This is a genomic window from Azospirillaceae bacterium, assembly GCA_028283825.1.
GTDB lineage: Bacteria > Pseudomonadota > Alphaproteobacteria > Azospirillales > Azospirillaceae > Nitrospirillum.
On sequence record JAPWJW010000001.1, the window covers coordinates 1,146,701 to 1,169,807 of the forward strand.

Here is a 23,107-nt window from a genome sequence, read left to right on the forward strand (position 1 = left end):
ATGGCGTCCACCACCCTGCGTCCCGGTTTCGTGCTGCTTGTGGCGGGCTGCCTGCTGGCCGTGCCGCCCTATTTCTTCCTGGCGCCGCTGGCGGAGGGGGTGCAGGACGCGGCCGCCCGCCGCGTCGCCCGCCTGTCGCAGCTGGATGAGGCCCGCACCCTGCTGGCCCAGCGCGATGATCTGGCCCGGCGTGCCGGCGTGCTGGACCGGGGCTTGGTGGTGCGTACCCTGCTGCGCCACGGGACCGACCTGCCCGCGGTGCAGGCGGATGCGGAGGCGGAGGTGCGCCGCGCCGTGCAGCAGGCCGGTGCCACCGTGCGCACCCTTTCGACGCAGGTGCGGCCTGGCCGCGGGGCTTACCGCCGCCTGACCCTGACGCTGGCCGCCGATGGCGACGCCGTCGCCGTGACCAACGCCGTGGCCGCGCTGGACGCCGTGATGCCGCGCCTGCTGGTGCGGTCGCTGCACATCCACGCCACACCGCCGGCCACCGTCACGGTGCCCACCGGTCCCGCCTTCGGCCGGGTGGCGCCGCAGGCCAGGCCGGCGGTGGAGAGTGAACCCGTCACCCTGGAGATGGAGATCGACATCTATGCCGACTTGGCCGGTTCCCGGGCTGCTTCCTGAGCGTCCCGCCTGGGCGCTGGCGGCGCTCGGCCTGGTGGTCGGTGCCGGCGTCGCCCTGTTCGTGGTGCTGGACGCGTCGGACCGCACGGCGCGGGCCCTGGCGCCCCTGCCGCCCATACCGGCGCTGGCGGGCCCCACCCCCATGGGCCTGTCGGCGGATGAGGGGGAGGCAGCACGCCGCCCCCTGTTCACGCCCGACCGCCGTCCGCCGGCCACGCCCCTCGGCCCCGCGTCAGCCGATGGTCCGGACCTGCAAGTGACGGGCGTGGTGACCGGCGGGGGTGGCGGGGCCGCCACCGGCGTGGATCACCACGGGCAAAAGCCGTTCAGCGTGCGCCTGGGGGATGAGATGGAGGGCTGGATCGTGGACGCGGTGACGCGTGACGGCCTGCGCCTGCGCCGGGGCGTCAGCGTCCGCGATTATCCCCTGGCGGTGCCGCCGCCACCCGCGTCGCAGGCGCGGCCGACCTTCCAACCGCCATCGCAGGCGTCGGGCAGGGTGTCGCCCGGTGCCCCGCCCACGGCCCCTGCCATGCGCCCACCCCCAGGCCCCAACGGTCAGCCGCCGGATCCAGGGCAGTTGGACGCCCAGCCCAATCACCCGCCCTCCCGCACACCTTCCCCCGACGGCCCACCCCCCAACACCCCGCCCAAGGCGACCCCCCAGCCATGAGCCAGCACCTCTCCGCCTCACGGATTTCGTCTCGCGCCGGTCGCTGGGGCCGCGCACTGTTTCTTGCCTGCCTGACCCTGGCCGGCTGTGCGGACAGCCCCACGTCGCGGCTGGGCACGCCGCTGCCCACGGCACCGCCGCCGTCGCCCGCCCCGGCCAGCAGCATCATCGGCCCTGACACGGCGCCGCCGCGCGTGCCGGCGCAGGAGGTGCGGGGCAGCGGGCAGTTCGTGCGGCAGGCGGCCCCGCCGGTATCCGGCCTGGGCGGGGCGGTGGCGGCCGGCGAGGGCGAGCCGGTGGAGATGAACTTCGTCAACGCCGATGTGCGGTCGGTCCTGGATGCCGTGCTGGGCGGCATGCTGGGCCTGAACTACACCATCGACCCCAAGGTGCAGGGCCAGGTCACCATCCGCACCACCCGGCCGTTGGCGCGGTCCCAGGCCCTGGGCGCCGTGGACGCGGCCTTGCGGGCGCAAGGCTTCGCCATCGTTGGCGGGGACGGCTTCTACCAGGTGGTGCCGGCGGCCGAGGCCGCCAACCAGGCGCCGGTGCAGACGACGTCCGCCGCCGAACGGACGGCGGGCTTCAGCACGGCCATCGTGCCGGTACGCCGCGTTTCGGTGGCGGAGCTGGACAAGATCGTGCGGCCGCTGACCCGGCAGGGCTTCATCCAGCAGGCCGATTCCGGCCGCAACATCTTCATCGTCAGTGGCACGGCGCATGAGATCGACAGCTTCACCCAACTGGTCGCCAGCTTTGATGTGGACTGGCTGGCCGGCCTGTCCTTCGCCCTCCATACGCTCCAGGCGGTGGATCCGGCACGGCTGGAGGCGGAACTGCGCCGCGTGCTGCAACTGGAGAACGGCCCCTTGCAGGGCATGATCGACTTCGTGCCCATCGCGCGGCTGAACGCCCTGCTGGTGGTGGCCAAGCGGCCGGAACTGCTGCCCACCGTGGCCGGCTGGATCGAGCGGCTGGACCGGCCGGGCCCCGATGGCGGCAAGGTCGTGCATTTCTATGAGGTGCAGAACGGCAGCGCTGCGGAATTGGCCAGCGCCCTGACCCGGCTGATCACCGGCCGCGCCGACCCGCAGCAGTCGGCGACGGAACAGACGGGCAAATCCTCATCGCGCGCAGGCACCATCGGCGGCAACAGCCGCACGGGCAGCAGTGGCAGCAGTTCATCCACCAGCATCATGGGTGGTCCGCCCAGCGGCAGTGTCGCCACCGGCGCCTCCGGCTCCGCCGCCAGCGCGCCGCCCAGCCCGGTGACCAGCGCCACCACGCCCATCACCGGCACCGGCGGCGACACGGGCGGCGGTGACGACGGCCTGTCGGAACTGAAGGGCGTGCGGGTGGTGGCGGATGAGCGGCGCAACGCCCTGCTGATTTTTGGTTCCGGCACGCAGTACGCCCTGCTGGAACAGGTGCTGACCCGCCTGGATGCGCCGCGCGAACAGGTGCTGATCGAGGCCACGATCGCGGAGGTGACGCTGAACAACCAGCTGAACTTCGGCGTGCAATGGTATCTGGACCGGGGCAGCAGCACGGGCGGCTATTCCACCGCCGCCGGATCCACGCTGGCGCCCAGCTATCCCAACTTCAACTACACCTTCCTGACGCCCAGCACGCGCGTGGTGCTGAACGCCCTGTCCAGCGTGACCGACGTGCAGGTGCTGTCGGCACCCCGCCTGATGGTGCTGAACAATGAGACGGCGCGCCTGCAGGTGGGGGACGAGGTGCCGGTCGTGGTACAGTCCGCCACCAGCACGGTGACCAGCGACAGCGCCGTGGTGAATTCCGTCGAATACCACGACACCGGCGTGATCCTTGAGGTCACCCCCCGCATCAACCGAAGCGGTGCCGTGGTGATGGACGTGAATCAGGAGGTCAGCACGGTGGCCACCACCACCACCTCGGGCATCGACAGCCCCACCATCCAGCAGCGCAAGATCACCAGCGTGGTCAACGTGCAGGATGGTGAGACCGTGGCCCTGGGCGGCCTGATCAGCGACAGTTCCAGCAAGGGCGGCAGTGGCATTCCCTACCTGCGCGACATCCCCGTGCTGGGCAAGCTGTTCGGGACGGACACCAATGCCAAGACGCGCACCGAACTGCTGGTGTTCCTGCGTCCCGTCATCGTGCGCGACGCCACCCGGGCGCGCGAGGTCACCGACGCGCTGCGCGCCAGCATGGGCCGGCTGGAGGTTTTCGCCGGCAGCACCGGTGGTTCCCTGGGCGCCTATCCCGGCGCCCCCATCACGGTACCGGCACCGGCCGCCACCTCCTCCACCCTGCCGCCGGTCCAATGAAGGCATGACTTGATGGTGTTTCCGGTGGGAAAGGGCGGGGAAGGCCAGCGCGGCTACGCGTTGCTGCTGGTGCTGTTCCTGCTGGCCATGGGCACGGCCGTGGGCTTGGTGGTCATGGGCAACGGCCTGTCGGCCCGAAAGCTGGCGCGGGTCGCGTCCATCGGCGTCGGGCGGGACCAGCGGGCGGCGGCGGCCACCTGGTCCGCCCTGGATACCCTGCTGGAACGGGGCGACGGCGACATCCCGCCCATCCGCCGCCTGGTGGTGGACGGCCAGGCGCTGACCGTGACGGTGGTGCCGGAAAGCGGGCGCATCGATCTGAACGGCCTGTCGCGCCAAGCCCTGGGCGAGGCCATCCACGCCCTGGGGTTTCCCGAAAGCGCGGCGGTGAAGGCGGCCGATGCCATCACCGCCTGGCGCAACATGGATCCGCCCGACGCCCGCACCCCCGGCCTGAACCTGACCATCGATCCGCTGCGCGCCTTGTGGTCGCTGGACGACCTGGACGTCATCCCCGGCCTGGACCCGGCGGTTGCCGGTTGCCTGCGCCGCTGGGGCACGGTACATGCGCGTGGCGGTTTTCGCGGCGTGGCGGCCTTGACCCGCCGGCAACGGGTGGGCGACGCGGACGGCCCCATGACCCTGGTGTCCGGCGGCATGGTCCGTGTGACGGTAGCGGAGGAAGGGGCGCCCCAGGTGATGCGCAGCATTCTTCTCTACCGGGGTGTCGGGCGGCAGGCGGCGGGGGCGGCGCGGGGTGATGAATCGCCGTGGCTGCCGCTGGAATGGCTGCGGCCCACGCTGGCGGGCCGCGACGCCTGCCCGGTGGCGGATTGAGGGGATTGATGGATTTGCCTGCCGATAGCCTGTGGACCGCCCTGTCCCTGATGGGCGCCGCCTTGCTGGGCCTGGTGGCCGGCAGCTTCGCCATGGCCCTGGCCTGGCGCCTGCCGCGGGGGGAGGACTGGGCGACCGGCCGGTCCCGCTGCCCCGCCTGCGGCACGCTGCTGGGCCCGCGCGACCTGGTGCCCGTCTTTTCCTGGTTGGCGGCGGGCCGGCGGGCGCGCTGCTGCGGCGCGCCCGTTTCCCCCGCCTATGCGGTGGGGGAGGCGATGGCGGCCCTGGCCTTCATGGCGGCGGTGGCCCGCCTGGACTGGACGCCGGAGGTGGCGGCCCTGGGGTTGCTGGCCACCCTGCTGCTGGCCAGCGCCGTCATCGACCTGCGCCACCGCTATTTGCCCGATGGCCTGACCCTGGCCGTGGGCATCCTGGGGCTGGGCTGTTCCCTGGCCGGCTGGACCGTGCCGCCGGTGCAGGGGCTGGTGGCCGCCCTGGGCGTGGCGGCGGTGCTGCTGATCGTGCGCTGGGCGCTCGGCCGTCGGCTGGGGCGCGTGGCCCTGGGCCTGGGCGACGTGAAGCTGTTCGTCGCCGCCGGATTCTGGATCGGCGTCCCCGGCATGCCCTGGCTGGTGCTGGCTTCCGCGGGCGTGGGGCTGGCGGCCTACCCGCTGTGGTGGGTGGCGCGGCGCCATTGGCGCGCAGGCGCTGAGGGCGGTCCCGAAATGCCTTTCGGTCCCGCCATCGCATTGGCCCTCTACGTCCTGGTCCTGCTGACGATGTGAGGGCTCATTCCGCCGCCTGGGCCGCGTTCCGGGCGGCGGTGTACCGGTTTTCTGGCACGGGCAGGCCCAGATGGCCGCGCAGGGTGGTCGCGGTGTAGTCGGTGCGGAACAAACCGCGCGCCTGCAGGATGGGCACCACCCGCTCCACGAACAAATCGAAGGCGCCGGGCTTGGAGACGTGGATGTTGAAGCCGTCCGCCGCCCGGCCCAGGAACCAGCGTTCGATCTCATCCGCCACCGTCTCCGCCGTGCCGACGAAGCCGGACCGCCAGCGGCCGAAGCGCCAGGCGGCCTGGCGCAGGGTCAGCCCTTCGTCGCGCGCCACCTGGATGATGCGCTCCGCATGGCCTTTGTAGCCGTTCAGGCTGACATGGCTGAGGTCGGGGAAGGGGGCGTCCAGCTCATACTGGCGGAAGTCGTGATAGTTGAAGGGCCGGCCCAGCTGGACCAGCAGCTTGTCCAGGTCCAGTTGCCCCTCCGCCTCTTTCGCCAGGCGCTGGGCCTCCGCCACCGTGTCGGCGATGGTGATGGTCAGGCCGGGGAAGACGAAGATCTGGTCGGGGTCGCGGCCCAATGCTGCCGCCCGCGCCTTCAGGTCGGCGTAGTAGGCCTGCGCCGTCTCGAAATCCTCGGCACTGGCGAAGGTGGCATCGGCGATGCGGGCGCCCAGGTCGCGGCCGGTGCCGGAATCGCCGGCCTGGAAGATGACTGGGTGGCCCTGCGGCGACCGGGTCAGGGCCAGCGGCCCCGCCACGGAATAGAAGCGGCCCTTGTGGTTCAGCGCGTGCTGGCGGGACTTGTCCAGGAAGACACCGCCGGCCTTGTCGCGGGGGAAGGCGTCATCCTCGTAACTGTCCCACAGGCCGCGCACCACCTCCACGAACTCTGCGGCGCGCTGATAGCGTTCGCCATGGTCCAGATGGTGGTCGCGGCCGTAATTGCGGGCGGCCCCCTCCAGCCCGGTGGTCACCACGTTCCAGCCGGCGCGGCCCCGGCTGATGGTGTCCAGCGAGGCGAACTGGCGGGCGACGTTGTACGGCTCCCAATACGACGTGGTCAGCGTGCCCACCAGCCCGATGCGGCTGGTGGAGACGGCCAGCGCCGACAGCAGGGTCAGCGGTTCCAGCCGGTTCAGGAAGTGTGGTGCGCTTTCCGGCGTGATGTAGGGGCTGTCGACGATGAACACCAGGTCGAACTTGGCTGCCTCCGCCTTGCGGGCGTTCTCGACGTACCAGTCGATGTTGACGCTGGCGTCGCCGGGCAGGGCCGGATCGCGCCAATTGTCGTGGTCGGTGCCGACGCCGGCCAGGATGGCGCCCAGGCGCAACTGGCGTTTGGTCTCAGCCATGGTCTCAATCCCCTCGAATTTCAGCGCGCCGGATGTGCCGGGCCGTCGGGGTCCAGGCTGGCCGGCGGCGCGTCCGCAATCCAATTCGAAGTTCTGAAGAGGCTGTTTGGCCCCGCGCATGAATTGGCCATGCGCACGATGGCTGGCCCAAATGATTTTGATTCTTAACGGTATGGTTGTTGCGCTTATCACGGTAGTCATGGGCCGCCGGCTAAGGTGGCCTGTCGCCTGGCAATCTGGGGGGCGCGAGGGTTCCGATGACAGCATGGCACGTGATCACCGATCAGTTCCCTGTCGAGCAACGCCGTGACGTGTGGCGGGGCGCGCTGGAAAAACTGAAGCTTCCGCTGGACCATCTGCCGGAAGATGACGATTTCTTTGCGAAATTATTCTGCCTCAAGTCTCCCTTGGGCATAGAATTCGCCCGCATCACGTCGTCGCCGCAAGAAATCTCCGGGCGATTGATGCAGAAGCTGGACGCGGTCTGGTTGATCGTCCTGATCGAGGGCAGCGCCACCCTGACCCATCCCGGCGGCACGCTGGAGTTGGGGCCCCAGGACATCATTTATGGACAGACCGGCATCCCGGCATCGCTGTCCTTCAGCACCAAGTTTCAGCTACTTTATTGTTTAATTCCAAAGTCGGCCGTCAATCCCCGGTTGATCACGCCGCTGTCCTTCGGCGTTCTGCATTTGCCGGGGCGGTCAGGAATTGGGCATGTGCTTTCGGGAATGCTCAAGGCTTTGGCAGAAACATTCGGCACCCTGACCGAGGGGCCGTTGCGGCCCATCGACATGGCGCTGTCGGAATTCCTGATGACCGCCCTGGCCGACAATCCGGCGGTGCAGACGGCGCGGGGGGCGGCGGGTATCCGCTCCATGGCCTTGCAGCGCATCTGCCAGATCATCGAGACGCGGCTGACCGATCCGGACCTGACCTTGGAGGACGTGGCCAACGAATACGGCGGCTCCGCCCGATACCTGCAGAAGCTGTTCAAGGAGGTCGACCAGACCTTCAGCGGTTATGTCCGCAACCGCCGGCTGGAACGCTGCCGCCACGATCTGATCAACCCCACCTTCGCGCACCTGGGCATTTCCCAGATCTGCTTCCGCTGGGGCTTCAACGAGGCCGCGCACTTCAGCCGCGCCTTCCGCGACCGCTACGGCACCACGCCGCGCGCCTATCGTCAATCGGCCGGCGTGATGGATACCCATCTGGCGGACAACGATGGCGAGGGCGCGGATTTCATGACACCCGCCGGCGCCTTGGCCGCCGACCCGGTCGATGCCTTGCAGTTCGCGGAATAAGGCCAGACCGGCGGCATGAGGTTCAACCTCATGCCGCCGTAGGACGCGACCGCGTCCGCCGGAAGTTTCCGGGGAGCGGAGCGGACTGGAAACTGAGGATCAGCCAAGCCGGCGGATGCCGGCGCCCGGCGTCTGAGGGGATATTCAAATAATCAGAACTGCACGCCGCGCGTCAGCCCGCCGTCGACCAGCAGGTCGGTGCCGGTGGTGAAGCTGGCGGCGCGGCTGGCCAGGAAGACCACGGCGTTCGCCACCTCATCCGGGCGGGCCATGCGGCCCAACGGGTTCTGCGCCAGGCACTGGGCGAAGGTCTCGGGCGTCTCACGCTCGATCTTGCCCCAGACACCGTCGGGGAAATAGACGTTGCCGGGGGATACGGTGTTGACGCGGATGCCGTCCGGCGCGTGGCGCACCGACAGCGTCTTGCCGTAGTGGATCAAGGCCGCCTTCAGCACGCCGTAGGGCTCGGCGAACATGTCGACCTCGCGGCCCGACACGCTGGAGATCAGCACGACCGACGCGGCGTCGGATTGCTTCAGGAAGGGCAAGGCCGCGGTCACCATCGACACGCTGCCCAGCAGGTCGGTTTCAAACGCCCGGCGCCAGGTGGCCAGATCGCCGCCGCCGGCCAATGCGCTGACGTTGGGCACGACGATGTCGATGCCGCCCAGGCGTTGGCCCGCCTGGTCCACCCAGGCCGTCATGGCGTCAGCGTCGGTCACGTCGACCACCGCGCCGAACACCTTGTCACCCAACGCCTGTTCCGCCGCCGCGATGTCGCCGGCGTTGCGGGCGCAGAACGCGACCTGTGCGCCCTCGGCCACGAAGCATTCCATGATGGCCCGGCCAATGCCGCGCGACCCGCCGCTGACGATGACCTTGCTGCCGTTCAATCCAAGATCCATGGGGTGCTCTCCCAGTGAAATGAAGGGGAGTGCACAGCCTTTAGTGCCGTGAATGTCGGCATCAATAAACCAATGGATTTATTGTGGGATGATTGAAGCTATTCCGTGGAAATTCAATCGAATAGGCCGTGCACACATGTCCCGCGACAATAGGTCCATCCGGGTTGTGGCATCAACCTAAAACGACTGGCGGCGATCTACAGGTCCAGCACCAGCATCCCGCCGCGGCTGCGGGAACAGCAGGGGGTGAACAGCCGGTTGGCCGCATGCTCAGCATCGGTCAGAACACAGTCGCGATGTTCCGGCGTGCCGTCCAGCACGCCGGTGATGCAGGCGCCGCACACCCCCTCGGCACAGGAAATGGGCAGTTCCACGTTGGCGGCGGCCAGGGCCTCGGCCGCCGTCTGGTCGGCCGCCACCGGGATGACGGCACCGGTGGAGCGCAGGCGCAGCAGGAAGGGTTGGTTGGCCTCGACTGAGGCGGCCGGGTCGGCGGCGAAGCGCTCCAGGTGGATATGGCCGGCGGGCCAGCCCAGCCCTTCGGCCGTGGCGACGGCGGCGTCCAGCAGTGCTGCGGGGCCGCAGAGATAGAGATGGCGCCCCGGGGCTGGCGGGCCGATCAGGGCGCCCAAGTCGGGCCGCCCGGTCTCCCCCGTCACGTGCAGATGCAGGCGGCCCGATCCCACCGCCCGGGTGGAGGCGTCCAGCAGGGCGGCGCGTGTCCGATCGCGCACCAGGTAATGCAGGGTGGTGGCGCCCCCGCATCCCAGATGGGATGCCATGGACAGCAGCGGCGTGATGCCGATGCCGCCGGCCAGCATGACGTGGTCGGTGCCGCCCTCGGCCACGGTGAACAGGGCGCGGGGCGGGCGGATGCGCACGGTATCGCCGGCATGGATGCTGTCGCACAGGGCCTTGGACCCGCCCCGGCCGTCCGCTTCCCGCTGCACGGCGATGCGGTAGTGCCCCCGGTCGGCCGGTGTGCCGTACAGTGAGTACTGGCGCGTCAGGTCGCCGACCTGGATGTCGATGTGGGCGCCGGGTTGGAAGGCGGGCAGGGGCCGGCCCTCCACGTCGCTGAGCGCGAACAGGAAGATGCCGTCACCATCCTGTTCCTTGGTGGCCACCCGCGCCTCAAACCAATCCTCCATGGCGCCCACCCCGTCAGGCCGCCAGATCGCCAAAGGCGATCGTCAGCATGCTGAGGGAACCGTGCTCCACCCGGTCATTGACCAGGGTGACGGCATCGTCCGGCTGGCGGGTGCCCAGCACGTACAGCAGCGGCAGGTAATGGTCGGGCGAGGGGATGGAGGCGCGGGCGTCGTCGCCCCCCTGCTGGAAATCGATCAGCGGCTGGGGCGTATCGGCCGCCACGCAGCGCTTCACCAGGTCGTTGAAGCGCGCGGCCCAGGGATAGGGCGGCGTGGTCGGGTCCCAGTTCATGCGGCCCAGATTGTGGACCACGTTGCCGGTGCCGACGATCAGCACGCCCTCGTCCCGCAGGGCCGCCAGCCGCCGGCCGACCTCGTAATGGTGGGCGGCGGGCTTGGTGCCGTCCATGCTCAGTTGCACCACCGGGATGTCGGCCTTGGGGAAGGCCTTGACCAGTACCGACCAGGTGCCGTGGTCCAGACCCCAGTTCTGGTCCTGGATCACCGCGGCCGGCGCCACCACCGGTGCCAGCAGCTCCGCTACCCGCTGGGCCAGTTCCGGGCTGCCGGGGGCGGGGTAGCGCACATCGAACAGCGCCTGGGGAAAGGCACCGAAGTCATGGATGGTGCGGGGGGCGGTCATGGCCGTCACCGCCGTGCCCCGGGTGTACCAGTGGGCGGACACCACCAGGATGGCCTTGGGCGCGCCCAGCCGGGTGCCCATCCGGGTCCATTCACGGGTGCAGACATTATCTTCCAGGGCGTTCATGGGGCTGCCATGGCCGAAGAAGATGGTGGGCAGGCGTGTCATCGTGTCTCTGTCCTTTGAACTTGGGGCGTCAGGCTTTGGCGGGCTTGATGCGGTCCCAGGTGCCCTTATAGCGGCGCACCAGCCAGTCGTTGAACTCGCGCTGCGCCTGTTCCTGCCAGGAATAGCGGCCGCGGATGGCGTGGCGGGAGCGCAGGCCGACCTGCACCAGTTCGTCCACGTGCAGATCCTGGGCGATGATGGCGGCGGTGGAATGCTTGTTCATCGCCAGCTTGTCGTCGAACAGCGGGTCGTCCAGGGCGCCCGGCGCCACCAGGTAGCCCTGGTCCATCAGATGCGTCTCCGCCCCGTCGGCGCGCAGGATCAGGTAGATGATCATGTCGCTGGTGATGACCAGCGACAGCGTGGGCGGCACGTTGACGAACAGCATGCGGTTGCGTTCGGTGTCGCCCAGCGCGGGGAACACCGGCAGGATGGCTTTCTGCGTGGGGTTGAAGCTGGCGTCGGCATGCAGCGTCCCGTTGGTGCGATAGTAGCCGGCGGTGTCCCCCGGCAGGTCGTCGGGGAAGGCCGCCAGGCGTGACGGCACGAAGTCGTGCAGCGCGCCGCCGTGCAGGCGGTTGGCGTGATAGCCGTCGTTGTTGTTCTCGAACATCACCTTCCAGTTCCAGGGGAACTTGATGTCCCGGTCCGGTGCCGGGCCGTTCAGCGTTTCCATGGAATAGGGGGCCATCACCGCCTCCAGCGCCGCCAGGCGCGGGGCCAGGGGGGCGGCGTCCATGTCAAAGTTCACGAAGACGAAGCCGTGCCAGATCTCCACCTTGAACTGCGGCAGCTTCACGTCCTTCTTGTCGAACTTGCAGGTCTTCTCCATGGCCGGCGCGCCGATCAACTGTCCGTCCAGGCCGTAGGACCAATGGTGGTAGGGGCACAGGAAGGCGCGGGTGTTGCCCTGGCCCTCCGCCACCAGCATGGCGCGGTGCTGGCACACGCTGGACATGGCACGGACCACGCCGTCGCGGCCACGCGCCACCACGACGGGTTCGTCGATGATGCTGGTGGTGAAATAGTCGCCGGTCTCCTTCACCCAGGATTCCCGGCCCACGCACAGCCATTCGTGATTGAACAGCGCCTCTTTCTCGAACTCATAGAAATCGCGGTCGGTGTAGCACAGCGGCGGCAAGGTCTCCGCCTCGTCCACGCCCAGGGCGGAACTGTCCAGGCCCTGGAAGAATGCGTCATTCAGGAAAGAGTGCTTCATGGTTTGAACCCCCACGCCCATGCCCCTCGGCGTCCCGGGCTCACCCGGGCGCCATCGTCTTGGTTTCTTGTCCGGTGATCCGGCGATCAGTCCTCACGCGGCGGGAAGACGCCGCGGGGGATGCGCACGTGGATGCCCTGCGTGCCGTCCACCACCTGGGTGACGCCGAAATCCGCCGCGACGCTCATCAGCGAATAGGCGTCGTCGCGGCTCAAGCTCTGCTGCTCGGTCAGCAGCTTCAGCATGTCGATCGAGGCGTTGCGCATGGCGACGTTCAGGTCCGGATCGAAGCCGTGGACGATCCAGCAATCCGGCGCCTCCAGCAGGGGCGAGGGGAACTGGAAATCCTTGCGCAGGAACACCTGGAACATGACGTTCAGCGATGCCTCGATGGCCGTGCCGCTCAGCTCCCCGTCCCCTTGCGAGACGTGGGGGTCGCCGATGGAAAACAGGGCGCCGTCCACCTGGACCGGATAGTACATCGTGGCCCCGGCGCCGATGCGCCAGTTGTCGATGTTGCCGCCGTGCAGGCCGGGCGGAATGGTGCTGATGCGGCCCGTCACGTCGGGCGCCACGCCGGCGGTGCCCAGGTGCGGGCGCACCGGCACCCGCACGCCGGCCAGCGCCGGCTGGCGGTCGCATTCCGGGCAGTTGGTGATCTTGCCCGGCACGTCGTACAGGCCGGGGAAGTCGTAGGCGTAGAGCGCGTGGGCCTGCTGGCTCATGGCGTCCAGCTCATAGATGGTCACCCGCTCCTTCCCCATCTCCTTGTACAGATGGCCCCAGTTGGCCGCCAGGTTGGAGCCATAGCGGGTGCGCGGCGTCATCTTCAGGTAGTGGACCTCCAGCATGTCGCCGGGCTTGGCGCCCTCGACGAAGATGGGCCCGGTCATGATGTGGACGCCGGGGTTGCGGTCGGCCTCGGGGATTTCCTTGAAAATCCGGGCGACCGCCTCGTCCATCATCAGGTCGGGTGCGTCGCCGGCGTGGTGGGTGATGGCCTCCGCCTGGATGATGTCCCCGCTCTTGACCGTCAGGACCGGCGCCTGGGTGGCATTGAAATAGCCCCAATGCACGGTGCGCGGCGTGGCCGGCAGCATGTGCAGCGTCGGCCTGATCTTGTGCCGTTCCGCCGCGGCGGCGCGATCCAGTTGAACGGTCATTGTTCCCCCTTGGTTGGAACGTGTCCTCTTAGGCGCCCCTCGTGGCGCCCAGTGGGGAAAGCTTAGGACCAGACCGGTGCGCCGATCTTGCCTGCACGCGCATGGCCGCTTTCGCATTTCCCTTGGCCGGGCGCCGTTGTTCCGTCCGGGCAAGCTTTCATGCGTTAATCGGCAAGAATGGGTGGGAAACCCCCGCCTATGATCCTCATCAGAAACAAGCCGAACAATTGGGGCAGGGCAATCATGACGACACAGGCGCTCAAGGTTTCCGATGCGGAGGCCGCGGCCATCACCCAGGCCATCGACCGGGATGAACTGGTCAAGCTGGTGCTGGACCTGTGCGGCATCCCCTCGCCCATGCGCCAGGAACGCCGGGTGGGGGAGTTCGTCTTCGACTGGATGGCGGGTAACGGTTTCGCCCCGCGCAAGGCCGGCCTGGTGGAACACCGCTTCAACGTCATCGGCAGTTATGGCGGCAAGGGCGACGGCCCCAACCTGCTGTTCACCAGCCACCTGGACACCGAAAGCCCGTTTTATGATGAGACGGACCAGTTCACCTACCGTCCGGAAACGGTGGCCGACCCGCAATGGCTGGGCGCCTGGCTGGAGGGGGAGACGTTCTTCGGCCACGCCGTGGGCAACGACCGGGGGCCTATGGCCTGTTTCCTGATGGCGGCCAAGGCCCTGCGCAAGGCCGGCATCGACCTCAGCGGCCTGATGTACCTGACGGCCTGCCCGGGGGAGATCGGGCCCGAACCGGCGGAGGACAAGGCCGGTGTCGATTATTTGGGCAAGGAACTGGGCGCCTGTTACCTGATGTCCCACGGCGGGGTGGCGCCGGATTACGTGATCTCGGCCGAGGGTACGGACTTCGGCATCAACTGGACGGCCTGCGGCTATGCCGATTTCCGCGTCACGATATACGGCCAGGGTGTGTTCACGCCCCTGCTGACCCATCCGGAGGCGCTGGCCGACCATCCCAGCCCGCTGGTCAAGGTGGCGCCGGCCATCGAGATCATCCAGCGTTGGGCGCGGGAATATGAGGTCAAGCACCGGTATGAGGGACCCGGCGGCACGGCCGTGCCCAAGGTGCAGATCGGCGCCATCCGGGGCGGCACGCCCCAGGCCATGGGTGCCGCCAGCGAGGTGTGCAACCTCTACGTCCAGGTGGCGCTGACCCCGGTGCAGACCATCGCCGCCGTGGACCGCGACCTGAAGCGCGCCTTCCGCGATGCCGGCTTCGGTGATGTGAAGATCCAGCCCTACACCGTGCGCCACGGCTTCACCGCCGACCCCACGGCGGTCAAGCCTCTGCAATCGGCCCTGGGCCATGCGCATGAGCGGGTGAAGGGCGGGCCGCAGCCCATCAGCAATCCCATCTATTCCAGCATGTGGCGCGACCATAACGTCTTCAACATGAACCGCATTCCGTCGGTGACCATGGGGCCGCGCCGCTGGCGGCCCAGCATCGACGATCTGGTGGATTGCACGCGGCTGTACGCCATGGCGGCGCTGGCCCTCTGCGGTCGCGCTTGATGACCGGCGACATCGCCCCCGATCTTCTGGTCCTGGGTGGCGACGTCGTCACCATGGACGCCCGGCGCACGGTGTGGTCCGACGGTGGTGTGGCCATCGCCGACGGCGCCATCATCGCGGTGGACAAGGCGGCAACCTTGCGCGCCCGCTGGCCTACGGCGCCGGTGCTGGATGCGGGCGAAGGCCTGATCACCCCCGGCCTGATCAACGCGCACCAGCATCTGACGGGCGACCCGCTGGTGCGCAGCCTGATCCCGGATTTGCAGAAGTCGGAGGTGTCGATCTTCGACTGGGCGGTGCCCGTCCACGGCGCCCACAGTGCCGATGATGATGAGCTGTCGGCCACGCTCAGCGCCGTGGAATCGCTGAAATACGGCACCACCACTTTGGTTGAGGCCGGCACCGTGGCCCATCCGTTCCGCGTGGCGGCCGGCCTGGCCAAGGCCGGCATCCGGGCAGCGGTCGGCTGCTGGGGCTGGGACATCGCGGACGCGCCCCACGCCGCCCCGGCGGATGAGGTGCTGGCCCGCCAGGCCGCCGTGCTGGACGGCCTGCCTAAAGGCGGATTGGTCGAGGGCTGGGTCACCCTGGTGGGGCATGACCTGGCCAGCGACGCCCTGCTGGCCGGGGCCGCCGATCTGGCGCGGGCGCGCGGCGTGGGTATGACCATGCACATCTCGCCCACCGAGGCGGACGTGACGGCTTATTTGCGCCGGTCAGGCCGGCGGCCCTTGCTGCATCTGGCCGATCTCGGCGTGCTGGGCCCCCACCTGCTGCTGGCCCATGCCGTCTGGCTGGACGATGCGGAGGTGGATGCGTTGCTGGCCAGCGACACGGCCGTCGCCTATTGCCCCTGGGCCTATCTGCGCCTGGCCCAGGGCGTCACGCGCGCCGGCCGCCATGCCGAGATGGTGGAACGCGGTGGCCGCGTGGCGTTGGGCTGCGACGCGCCCAACGCCGCCGACCTGCCCGACATCCACCGGGCGGCCGCGCTGGCGGCGGGCCTGGCGCGCGACATGCGGCTGGATGAACGTTTCGGGGCCGATACGGCCTTCGGCCTGGCCACCGTCGAGGGGGCGCGGGCCATCGGCATGGCCGCCCGCATCGGTTCGCTGGAGGTGGGCAAGCGCGCCGATCTGGTGGTGCATGATCTCAAATCCGCCCCCTGGATGGTGCCGGGCGATCCGGCGCTGCACCTGGTGTGGGGCACCGATGGGCGGTCGGTGCGCGACGTGGTGGTGGACGGCCGCGTCGTGGTGCGCGATGGCCGGTGCCTGATGGTGGATGAGGATGCCCTGCGCACCCAGGCGCGCGCGGCCCGGGGCGACCTGCTGCGGCGGGCCGGCATCACCCCGCGCAGCCGCTGGCCGGTCCGCTGATTGCCCATTCCATGGGCAATTCCAATGGCGCCGTTTTTTTAGGCGATTGAACCATTTAGTGTGCCTATGATCACAGTGGGCGGGCGTTTTCCGCATAAGTTTGTTCGCCTGTTGGTAAGCGCGGCGACCGGTTCGGCTGATAGCGTTTCGTTGATGAATAAATGATGAAGCCGGCCACGGTTCCGCTTGAGAACTGGGCCGGCTTTGGACCCAAAGCCCGGGGGTATCCTGATGCGGCGAGAATGGTTGGTCCTGGCGGCGGTGTCGTTGAGCTTCTTCTTCCTCAACGCCGCGACGTTCGCCTCGCTGGGCGTGGTGCTCTACACCATGGTCGGCGAATTGCACTGGTCCTTCAAGGCGGCCGGTTTCTGCTTCTCCCTGCTGGGCATCGCCTGCGGCCTGTCCAGCGTCTTCCCCACAGCACTGATGAAGCGGTTCGGCCCGCGTGCCACGATGGTGCTGGGCGGGCTGGTGCTGGTGGCGGCCTACGCGCTGGCCTCATTCACCCATGGCCTGATGACCTTCTACGCGGCCATGCTGCTGCTGGGCCTTGGGTATTCGCTGTCCGGCAACGTGCCGGCCATCTACGCCATCGCCTGCTGGTTCCCGCGCCGGGCGCCGCGCATGATGGGCATCTACCTGATGATCGGTGCCTTCGGCGGTGTGGTCGGCCCGCCCATGGCCCGCGCCCTGGTGTCCATCACCAGCGACTGGCGCGCCTATTGGATGGAAATGGCGGGTGTCGCCGTGGCCGTCACCCTGGTCAACCTGCTGTGCATCCGTGACAAGGCCATCGAGACGGATGAAGCGGCGGCGATGGTGGTGGACACAGGCCCCAAGCCAACCCCCGTCGCGGCCACCGGCTGGACCTACCGCACCGCCATCATGACGCCGCAGTTCCTGGCGGTGGCGGGCGCCATGACCATGAACATGGCCTGCGTCACCACCATCAACAGCGTGGCGCTGAACCATCTGGGCATCCTGGGCGTGTCGCCGGACATGGCGGCTTTCGCCCTGGCGGCCATGGCCCTGGTCATGACCGTGGCCAAGGGTGTGGCCGGCCCCTTGTGCGAACATGTCTCCACCCGCCTGCTGCTGGTCATCGGCATGGCCTTGCAGGTGGTGGGCATCGCCCTGTTCGCGCGGGCCGGCACGCCGCTGGGCATCGGCGTCTTCGCCCTGACCTTCGGCGTCGGCTGGGGCATCGCCTACCTGGCGGCCAGCGTCCTCCTGCTGGAATATTTCGGCAAGGACATAGGGTCCCAGGTGCTGGGCATGGTCTGGACCATCACCACGGTGGCGGCCGCCGGCCCGGTGGCGGCGGGTGCCATCGCCGACCAGATGGGCACCTTCGCGCCCATCTTCTATTTCTACGCCGTGTTGATGGTCGGCACCGTCGTGCCGCTGATGATGCTGGGGCGCCCGGTGCCGGCGGCCCGCCCTTTCGCCCGGCCGTCCGCTGAAAACGCGGACGGGGCGGCGGTTACGGTTCAGGCCGGCTAAGGGCTGGCCCAACAATAAAACAGAGTTTCGGTGTCACAGGCGCCATCCGCGGTAACATCTGCGGGTGGCGCTTCGTGTCATATCCGCATCACAATAAAAAATGATGGGTGGCAGGGACTTATGGGGACTTTGGGCAACGGTAAATTCAGGCAACTTCTCGGGCGCCGTACAACAAGAATACTTTCAGTGATGCCCCCATGCTTGGTCCCAAGGCGATGGCTTTCGCCAACTACCAAGAATGGGGGTCGGGCATGTTGAGAGAGTTGAAGCAGCGTTGTTTGCTGGGTGCTGCGGCGGTGGCGATGCTGGCGGGTGGGTCCGCCTACGCCCAGACCACGCAGGCGCCCGCACCGGCCAACCCCAATGACGCGCCGGTCCAGGGGCCGGCCGCCGATGAACTGGAACCCATCATCGTCACCGCCGAGAAGCGGCAGGTCGATCTTCAGCACGCCCCCATCTCGGTCACGGCCGTTTCCGCCGATACGCTGGAAAAGGGCAATGTCACCGGCCCGCTGGGCCTGAACGGCTACGTCCCCGGCCTGCAGATCAACCCCAGCGGCGGGTCGGAGGTCATGGTCTCCATCCGTGGTGTCGGTTCGCAGACGCCGGAGAATTTCTTCACCCAGCCGGGCGTGTCCTTCCACATCGACAACGTCTATATCCCCAACAATATCGCCCTCAACCTGGGCTTCCTGGACGTCGACCATGTCGAGGTGCTGCGCGGGCCGCAGGGCACGGTGTTCGGCCAAAGCTCCACCGGCGGCGCCATCAACGTCATCAGCAAGCAGCCGCAGCTGGGCAAGCTCAGCGGCGACGCCACCGCCACCTTCGGCAACTACAGTTACGCCATGGGCAAGGCCGACCTGAACGTGCCCATCGGCGATACGGCCGCCATCCGCGCCGTGGTGCAGAAGACCAGCCACGACGGCTATGCCACCGCCACCGGCATTCCGGGCGGCTACGACCTGGATGACGCCAACAATGTGAACTACAAGCTGGCCGGCCTGTGGCAGCCGACCGACAATCTGTCCATCACCCTGACGGGCCAGCATTTCGAGGATGACCACCACGGCAGCGCGCTGAAGTCCATCGACGATCCCAACCCCGATCCGCGGGAGGTGACGCAGGACTTCCCGGCCAAGTTCAAGCTGTCCATGGACGTGGACACGCTGAACATCAACTACTCCCTGCCGTTCGGGAACCTGAAGTCCATCAGCAGCTATCAGTACATGGACGCCAAGCAGTCGTTCGATAGCGACCGCAGCACAGAGGCGCTGTTCGGCGGCTACGATACCGTGGCCGCCTGGAACACCAAGAGCCGCGCCATCATGGAGGAGGTGACCCTCAGCTCCAACCCGGGCACCGACCTGGATTGGATTGCCGGTGTCTTCTACATGCACTCCCACAGCAGCCAGTACGTGGTGGAATACAAGGGCACCGACACCAGCGACCCGACGCCGGTGCTGCCCACCAGCACGTCGGCCAGCGCCATCCCGGCCAACCTCAGCTATGAGAACCTGTCGTCGGTGGACCGTGACTCGGTCGCACCTTTCCTTCAGGGGACCTACCATTTGACCGACCGCTGGCGCCTGACCGGCGGCGTCCGCTACAACGTCGATCTCTACAACGGCTGGGGCTCCGACTATTACGGCGCGCCGTCGCCACGCACCACCCAGGTGTACGCGCTCACCGGCAAGGCCGAGACCGACTTCGACCTGACCAGCGACAACATGATCTACGCCAGCTGGTCGCGCGGCTATAAGCCGGGCGGCATCAACACCGGCACCAACAGTGCGGAGGTTGTGTCCAACACCTATTCCAAGGAAACGGTGGACAGCTTCGAGGTTGGGTCCAAGAACCGCTTCCTGAACAACCACCTGAACGTCAACGTCTCCGCCTTCTACTCCAAGTACAACAACATGCAGTACATTGAGGAGGATCCGGTGCCCTACAGCGGTGGCATCGGCAACATCCCGCAGGTGAACATGTGGGGTGCGGAGATCGAGGCCAAGTACCGTCTGCTGGACAACCGGCTGGAACTGGGCGGCAACCTGACCTTGATGGACGGGGAGATCCCCGACAGCTATCTGGCGCTGGACCGGCGCCTGGCCGATGCCGCCGCCGCCAAGGCCGTGGCCGCCGGCGTGACATATCCCTACAGCGCGCAGTGGTTCGCCATCCGCGCGGCCCAGTCCATCAACGTGAAGGGCAACACCCCGCCCGACATGCCGGGTGCCGCCGGCGGCGTCAACGCCAGCTGGCTGCAGACCCTGGGCAACTATGGCAGCCTGACCTCGCGCATCGAACTGCTGTTCCGCAGCGATTATGAGGCGCGGGTGTTCAACGAGAGCGTGGATCACGTACCCTCATACAGCCAGATCAACCTGTTCTTCGAATATTTGCCGGAGTCCGGTCCGTGGCGTGCGACCTTCACGGTCACCAACCTGCTGGACCGCTCGGGCATCGCCGGTCGCTACACCGACCCGTACGGCAGCGGCGTGGTCAGCAACCAGTACATCCCGCCGCGCCAGATGCTGGCCAGCGTCAGCTACTCGTTCTAAGGGGGCCTGATTTCAAATGACGCAACCGAAAACGACCGAGCTGAAGCGCGCGGCCCTGCCCTCCGATACGGGGGGGAAGGATCTGGGCATCTTCCTGCCCATCGCCAACGGCGGCTGGATCCTGTCGTCCTCCGCCCCGCCCATTGATGGTTCCTACGCCTACAACCGCCAGGTGGCGCAACTGGCCGATGGTGCCGGCTATGACTTCATCATGGCGATGGCCAAGTGGCGCGGCTATGGCGGCACCACCGACCATTGGCGCTACGCCATGGAAAGCCAGATGATGATGGCCGGCCTGGCGGAGGTGACGAAGGAGGTCAAGGTGTGGGCCACGGTCCACACCCTGCTGCAGAACCCGGCCGTGACCGCCAAGATGATCATGACCCTGGACCACATCAGCCACGGCCGCGCCGGCCTGAACGTGGTCAACGGCTCGTTCAAGGGCGAGTTCGAGCAGATGGGCGCCTGGCGGGATGAGTTGGACCATGACGAGCGCTACACCTTCGCCGAGGAATGGGTGCACGCCATCAAGCGGCTGTGGACCGAGGACACGGTCGATTACCAGGGCAAGTACGTGAAGCTGACGGATTGCCAGTCCGATCCCAAGCCCTTCTCCCGCCCCTTCCTGGTCTGCGCCGGCTCCTCCAAACGGGGCATGGCCTTCACCATCAATGAGATGGACGCCATCTTCCTCTCGGGCACGACCAAGGAGGAACTCGCCAAGAACAGCGGCATGGCCAAGACCATGGCGAAGGAGGCCGGGCGCACCATCAAGACCTATTCCATGATGACCCTGCTGCCCGCCGACACGGATGCGGAGGCCGAGGCCCTGGCCGCCCAATACGTCGAGGGCTTCGACGAGGGCGCCTGGCGCGGCATGATGAAGGCCTACGGCTTCCTGGATGTGGAGATCGGGCGCCAGAACGACTTCACCACCAAGGCCCGGTCGGGCTTCATGTCCAGCCACCTGGTGGGCTCGCCCAAGACCCTGGCCGACAAGCTGATCGACATGCTGGGCGGCTGCGACCTGGACGGCATGATGCTGATCTTCCCCGACTACATCACCGGCGTGCCGCGCTTCGCCAACGAGGTGCTGCCCGCCATCCGCAAGGCCTTCCCGGGCAAGGTGTGACCGCCATGGACAACGGCATCCGCGCGTATCAGAGCTTCCAGGTGAAACCCAGCGCCGTGGCGCTGGGGGCGGAACTGCTGGGGATCGACCTGTCGCAGCCGCTGACGGAGTTGCAGGTGGCGGAGGTCAAGGACGCCTTCGCCCGTTACCAGGTCATCTTCTTCCGCGACCAGGCCAAGCTGACGCATGAGGCGCACAAGGATTTCGGCCGCCATTTCGGCAAGCTGGCCATCCATTCCGCCGTGGCTGGCATCGACGGCCATCCGGAGATCGTGGCCATCCACGCCGACGCCAATTCCAAGTATGTGGCGGGGGAGAACTGGCACAGCGACCTCAGCTGTGATGCCGAGCCGCCGCTGGGCAGCATCCTCCACATCCACACCCTGCCGCCGGTGGGGGGCGACACCTGCTTTTCCAGCATGTACGCCGCCTATGACGCGCTGTCGGACCGCATGAAGGCCTATCTGGACGGCCTGACGGCGGAGCATGACGCCAACCACGTCTACCACGCGCTGTTCAAGGACTACGACAAGCGCTACCCCTGCAACAGCCACCCGGTGGTGCGCACCCATCCGGTGACGGGGCGCAAAAGCCTGTTCGTGAACTCCTCCTACACCACCCGCATCAACGAGGTGCCGGAGGAGGAGAGCCGGGCCGTGCTGGCCATGCTGTACGACCATGTGAAGAACCCCAACTTCCAGATCCGCTTCCGGTGGGAGCCTCATTCGGTGGCGTTCTGGGATAACCGCGCCGTGCAGCACCTGGCCGTCTGGGATTATTTCCCCAACGTCCGCTCCGGCTTCCGCGTCACCGTTGCCGGGGACAAGCCCTACTGATGCCGACAATCGCGAAAGAGGGGGCGGTCCCCGTCGAACTGACGCTGGACCCGCCGGTGCCGGCGGCGGCGCTGCCACCCATGATCGATCCCAAACGCACCGCCCTGCTGATCATCGACCCGCAGGTGGACTTTATCGCGCCCGAGGGCGCCATCGGCCAGGCCGGGGTGGATCTGGGCGTGGTGGAGCCGACCCTGGCCCGCATCCGCCCGCTGATCGACGCCGCCCGCGCCGCCGGCGTGCCGCCGGTCTTCATCCGTGTCATCACCCGGCCGGAGACGGATGGGACGGCGCTGAAGGCCCTGTATGAACGCCGCGGCTGGCCGGCCGAATCCCTGGCCATCTGCCGCGCCGGCACCCCCGGCGCCGGCTATTACGGCGTGGCGCCCGAACCCGGCGATATGGAGGTGGAGAAGGTCCTGTTCTCCGCCTTCGCCGGCACGGATTTCGAGGCACGGCTGAGGGAACGGGGCATCGATACCCTGGTGGTCTGCGGCTTCACCACCGAATGCTGTGTCGATTGCACCGTGCGCGACGCCTTCCATCGCGACTTCCATGTCTTCGTGGTGGCGGACGCGTGTGCCGCGTATGAGCCGGCGCTGCACCTGGGCGCGCTCTACGCCCTGTCCAAGAACTGCGCCCTGCTGGTGGAGACGGACGCGGTGGTGGGGGCCTTGAGGGCGCCGTCGTCTTCAGCCGCCGCCGTAGGCTGACCGGCATTCCCCGATGTTGGCGCAGTTGATGGACTTGGGGCCCGCGACGGTGCCGCTGTTCAGGTCCTTGGGCCGGCTCAGCACGTCGGCGCGTGAGACCACGGGCGGGTCGGGGGCGTAGATGCCCTTCAGCCGGCCGTATTCCTCATCATGGAAGGCTTTCACTTCCTCCGGCGTCGGCAGGAAGCTGGGCGTCACGATGATTTCGCCGATGATGGGTGCTTGGGCATTGGGCTGCGGCTGGCTGGTGGCCGCAGGCGCCGGCGCGGCGGCGGCCGCCTGGGCCTGGGCCCTTGGTGCTGACAGCGA

General features: G+C 67.8%; 20 protein-coding genes. 13 read left to right on the top strand and 7 right to left on the bottom strand.

Annotation, left to right across the window (positions count from 1 at the left end):
• From PW843_04625 to PW843_04645, 5 genes are read left to right on the top strand one after another with little or no spacing between them, the layout of a single operon-like run.
• A complete protein-coding gene (locus PW843_04625; GenBank protein ID MDE1145892.1) occupies positions 1–627 on the top strand; it encodes a GspMb/PilO family protein in 627 nt (208 codons plus the stop codon).
• Positions 593–1,300 carry a hypothetical protein gene (locus PW843_04630; GenBank protein ID MDE1145893.1) on the top strand — a complete coding sequence of 236 codons (708 nt, stop codon included), beginning with the start codon at positions 593–595 and terminating at the stop codon, positions 1,298–1,300. Before PW843_04625 ends, PW843_04630 begins: the two co-directional genes overlap by 35 nt.
• The gene (gene gspD / locus PW843_04635) at positions 1,297–3,612 is read left to right on the top strand and encodes a type II secretion system secretin GspD (GenBank protein ID MDE1145894.1); all 2,316 of its coding nucleotides are present in this window, start codon (positions 1,297–1,299) and stop codon (positions 3,610–3,612) included. Before PW843_04630 ends, gspD begins: the two co-directional genes overlap by 4 nt.
• Positions 3,613–3,621: 9 nt before the next feature.
• Positions 3,622–4,449, top strand: a complete 828-nt coding sequence (locus PW843_04640; GenBank protein ID MDE1145895.1) for a hypothetical protein — start codon at positions 3,622–3,624, stop codon at positions 4,447–4,449.
• An 8-nt stretch (positions 4,450–4,457) separates the two neighbouring features.
• Positions 4,458–5,234, top strand: a complete 777-nt coding sequence (locus PW843_04645; GenBank protein ID MDE1145896.1) for a prepilin peptidase — start codon at positions 4,458–4,460, stop codon at positions 5,232–5,234.
• Positions 5,235–5,238: 4 nt separating this feature from the next.
• Here the strand turns inward: PW843_04645 and PW843_04650 are convergent, their stop codons facing one another.
• On the bottom strand, positions 5,239–6,582 hold the full coding sequence (locus PW843_04650; GenBank protein ID MDE1145897.1) for an LLM class flavin-dependent oxidoreductase: 1,344 nt from the start codon (positions 6,580–6,582) through the stop codon (positions 5,239–5,241).
• Between the two features lie 257 nt (positions 6,583–6,839).
• Between PW843_04650 and PW843_04655 the strand changes: the two genes are divergently transcribed.
• Positions 6,840–7,889 (top strand): AraC family transcriptional regulator, encoded by a 1,050-nt coding sequence (locus tag PW843_04655; GenBank protein ID MDE1145898.1) that lies wholly within the window; start codon positions 6,840–6,842, stop codon positions 7,887–7,889.
• Between the two features lie 152 nt (positions 7,890–8,041).
• Here PW843_04655 and PW843_04660 read toward each other — a convergent pair whose 3' ends face one another.
• The 5 genes from PW843_04660 to PW843_04680 all read right to left on the bottom strand — a co-directional run bounded on the left by PW843_04660 (position 8,042) and on the right by PW843_04680 (position 13,138).
• On the bottom strand, positions 8,042–8,794 hold the full coding sequence (locus tag PW843_04660; GenBank protein MDE1145899.1) for an SDR family oxidoreductase: 753 nt from the start codon (positions 8,792–8,794) through the stop codon (positions 8,042–8,044).
• A 197-nt stretch (positions 8,795–8,991) separates the two neighbouring features.
• Positions 8,992–9,945, bottom strand: a complete 954-nt coding sequence (locus PW843_04665) for a PDR/VanB family oxidoreductase (protein ID MDE1145900.1) — start codon at positions 9,943–9,945, stop codon at positions 8,992–8,994.
• A 13-nt stretch (positions 9,946–9,958) separates the two neighbouring features.
• Positions 9,959–10,756 carry a 4,5-DOPA dioxygenase extradiol gene (ygiD, locus tag PW843_04670; GenBank protein ID MDE1145901.1) on the bottom strand — a complete coding sequence of 266 codons (798 nt, stop codon included), beginning with the start codon at positions 10,754–10,756 and terminating at the stop codon, positions 9,959–9,961.
• Between the two features lie 28 nt (positions 10,757–10,784).
• On the bottom strand, positions 10,785–11,975 hold the full coding sequence (locus tag PW843_04675; protein ID MDE1145902.1) for an aromatic ring-hydroxylating dioxygenase subunit alpha: 1,191 nt from the start codon (positions 11,973–11,975) through the stop codon (positions 10,785–10,787).
• A gap of 86 nt (positions 11,976–12,061) precedes the next feature.
• Positions 12,062–13,138 carry an acetamidase/formamidase family protein gene (locus tag PW843_04680; GenBank protein MDE1145903.1) on the bottom strand — a complete coding sequence of 359 codons (1,077 nt, stop codon included), beginning with the start codon at positions 13,136–13,138 and terminating at the stop codon, positions 12,062–12,064.
• Positions 13,139–13,381: 243 nt separating this feature from the next.
• Here PW843_04680 and PW843_04685 point away from each other — a divergent pair, with 243 nt between their 5' ends.
• From PW843_04685 to PW843_04715, 7 genes are all read left to right on the top strand, one after another.
• Complete coding sequence (locus PW843_04685; protein ID MDE1145904.1) at positions 13,382–14,674, top strand: peptidase M20; 1,293 nt, start codon at positions 13,382–13,384, stop codon at positions 14,672–14,674.
• Positions 14,674–16,053, top strand: coding sequence for an amidohydrolase family protein (locus PW843_04690; protein MDE1145905.1), 1,380 nt, complete (start codon positions 14,674–14,676; stop codon positions 16,051–16,053). The genes PW843_04685 and PW843_04690 overlap by 1 nt, the downstream gene beginning before the upstream one ends.
• Positions 16,054–16,284: 231 nt before the next feature.
• On the top strand, positions 16,285–17,556 hold the full coding sequence (locus PW843_04695; protein MDE1145906.1) for an MFS transporter: 1,272 nt from the start codon (positions 16,285–16,287) through the stop codon (positions 17,554–17,556).
• Between the two features lie 251 nt (positions 17,557–17,807).
• Positions 17,808–20,117, top strand: coding sequence for a TonB-dependent receptor (locus tag PW843_04700; GenBank protein MDE1145907.1), 2,310 nt, complete (start codon positions 17,808–17,810; stop codon positions 20,115–20,117).
• 16 nt (positions 20,118–20,133) lie between these two features.
• Positions 20,134–21,249 (top strand): LLM class flavin-dependent oxidoreductase, encoded by a 1,116-nt coding sequence (locus PW843_04705; protein MDE1145908.1) that lies wholly within the window; start codon positions 20,134–20,136, stop codon positions 21,247–21,249.
• Positions 21,250–21,254: 5 nt separating this feature from the next.
• A complete protein-coding gene (locus PW843_04710) occupies positions 21,255–22,085 on the top strand; it encodes a TauD/TfdA family dioxygenase (protein MDE1145909.1) in 831 nt (276 codons plus the stop codon).
• On the top strand, positions 22,085–22,798 hold the full coding sequence (locus PW843_04715) for a cysteine hydrolase (GenBank protein MDE1145910.1): 714 nt from the start codon (positions 22,085–22,087) through the stop codon (positions 22,796–22,798). Before PW843_04710 ends, PW843_04715 begins: the two co-directional genes overlap by 1 nt.
• Here PW843_04715 and PW843_04720 read toward each other — a convergent pair.
• Positions 22,778–22,996 carry a hypothetical protein gene (locus PW843_04720; GenBank protein ID MDE1145911.1) on the bottom strand — a complete coding sequence of 73 codons (219 nt, stop codon included), beginning with the start codon at positions 22,994–22,996 and terminating at the stop codon, positions 22,778–22,780. The two genes, PW843_04715 and PW843_04720, sit on opposite strands and share 21 nt — an antisense overlap.
• Between the last annotated feature and the right edge of the window lie 111 nt (positions 22,997–23,107).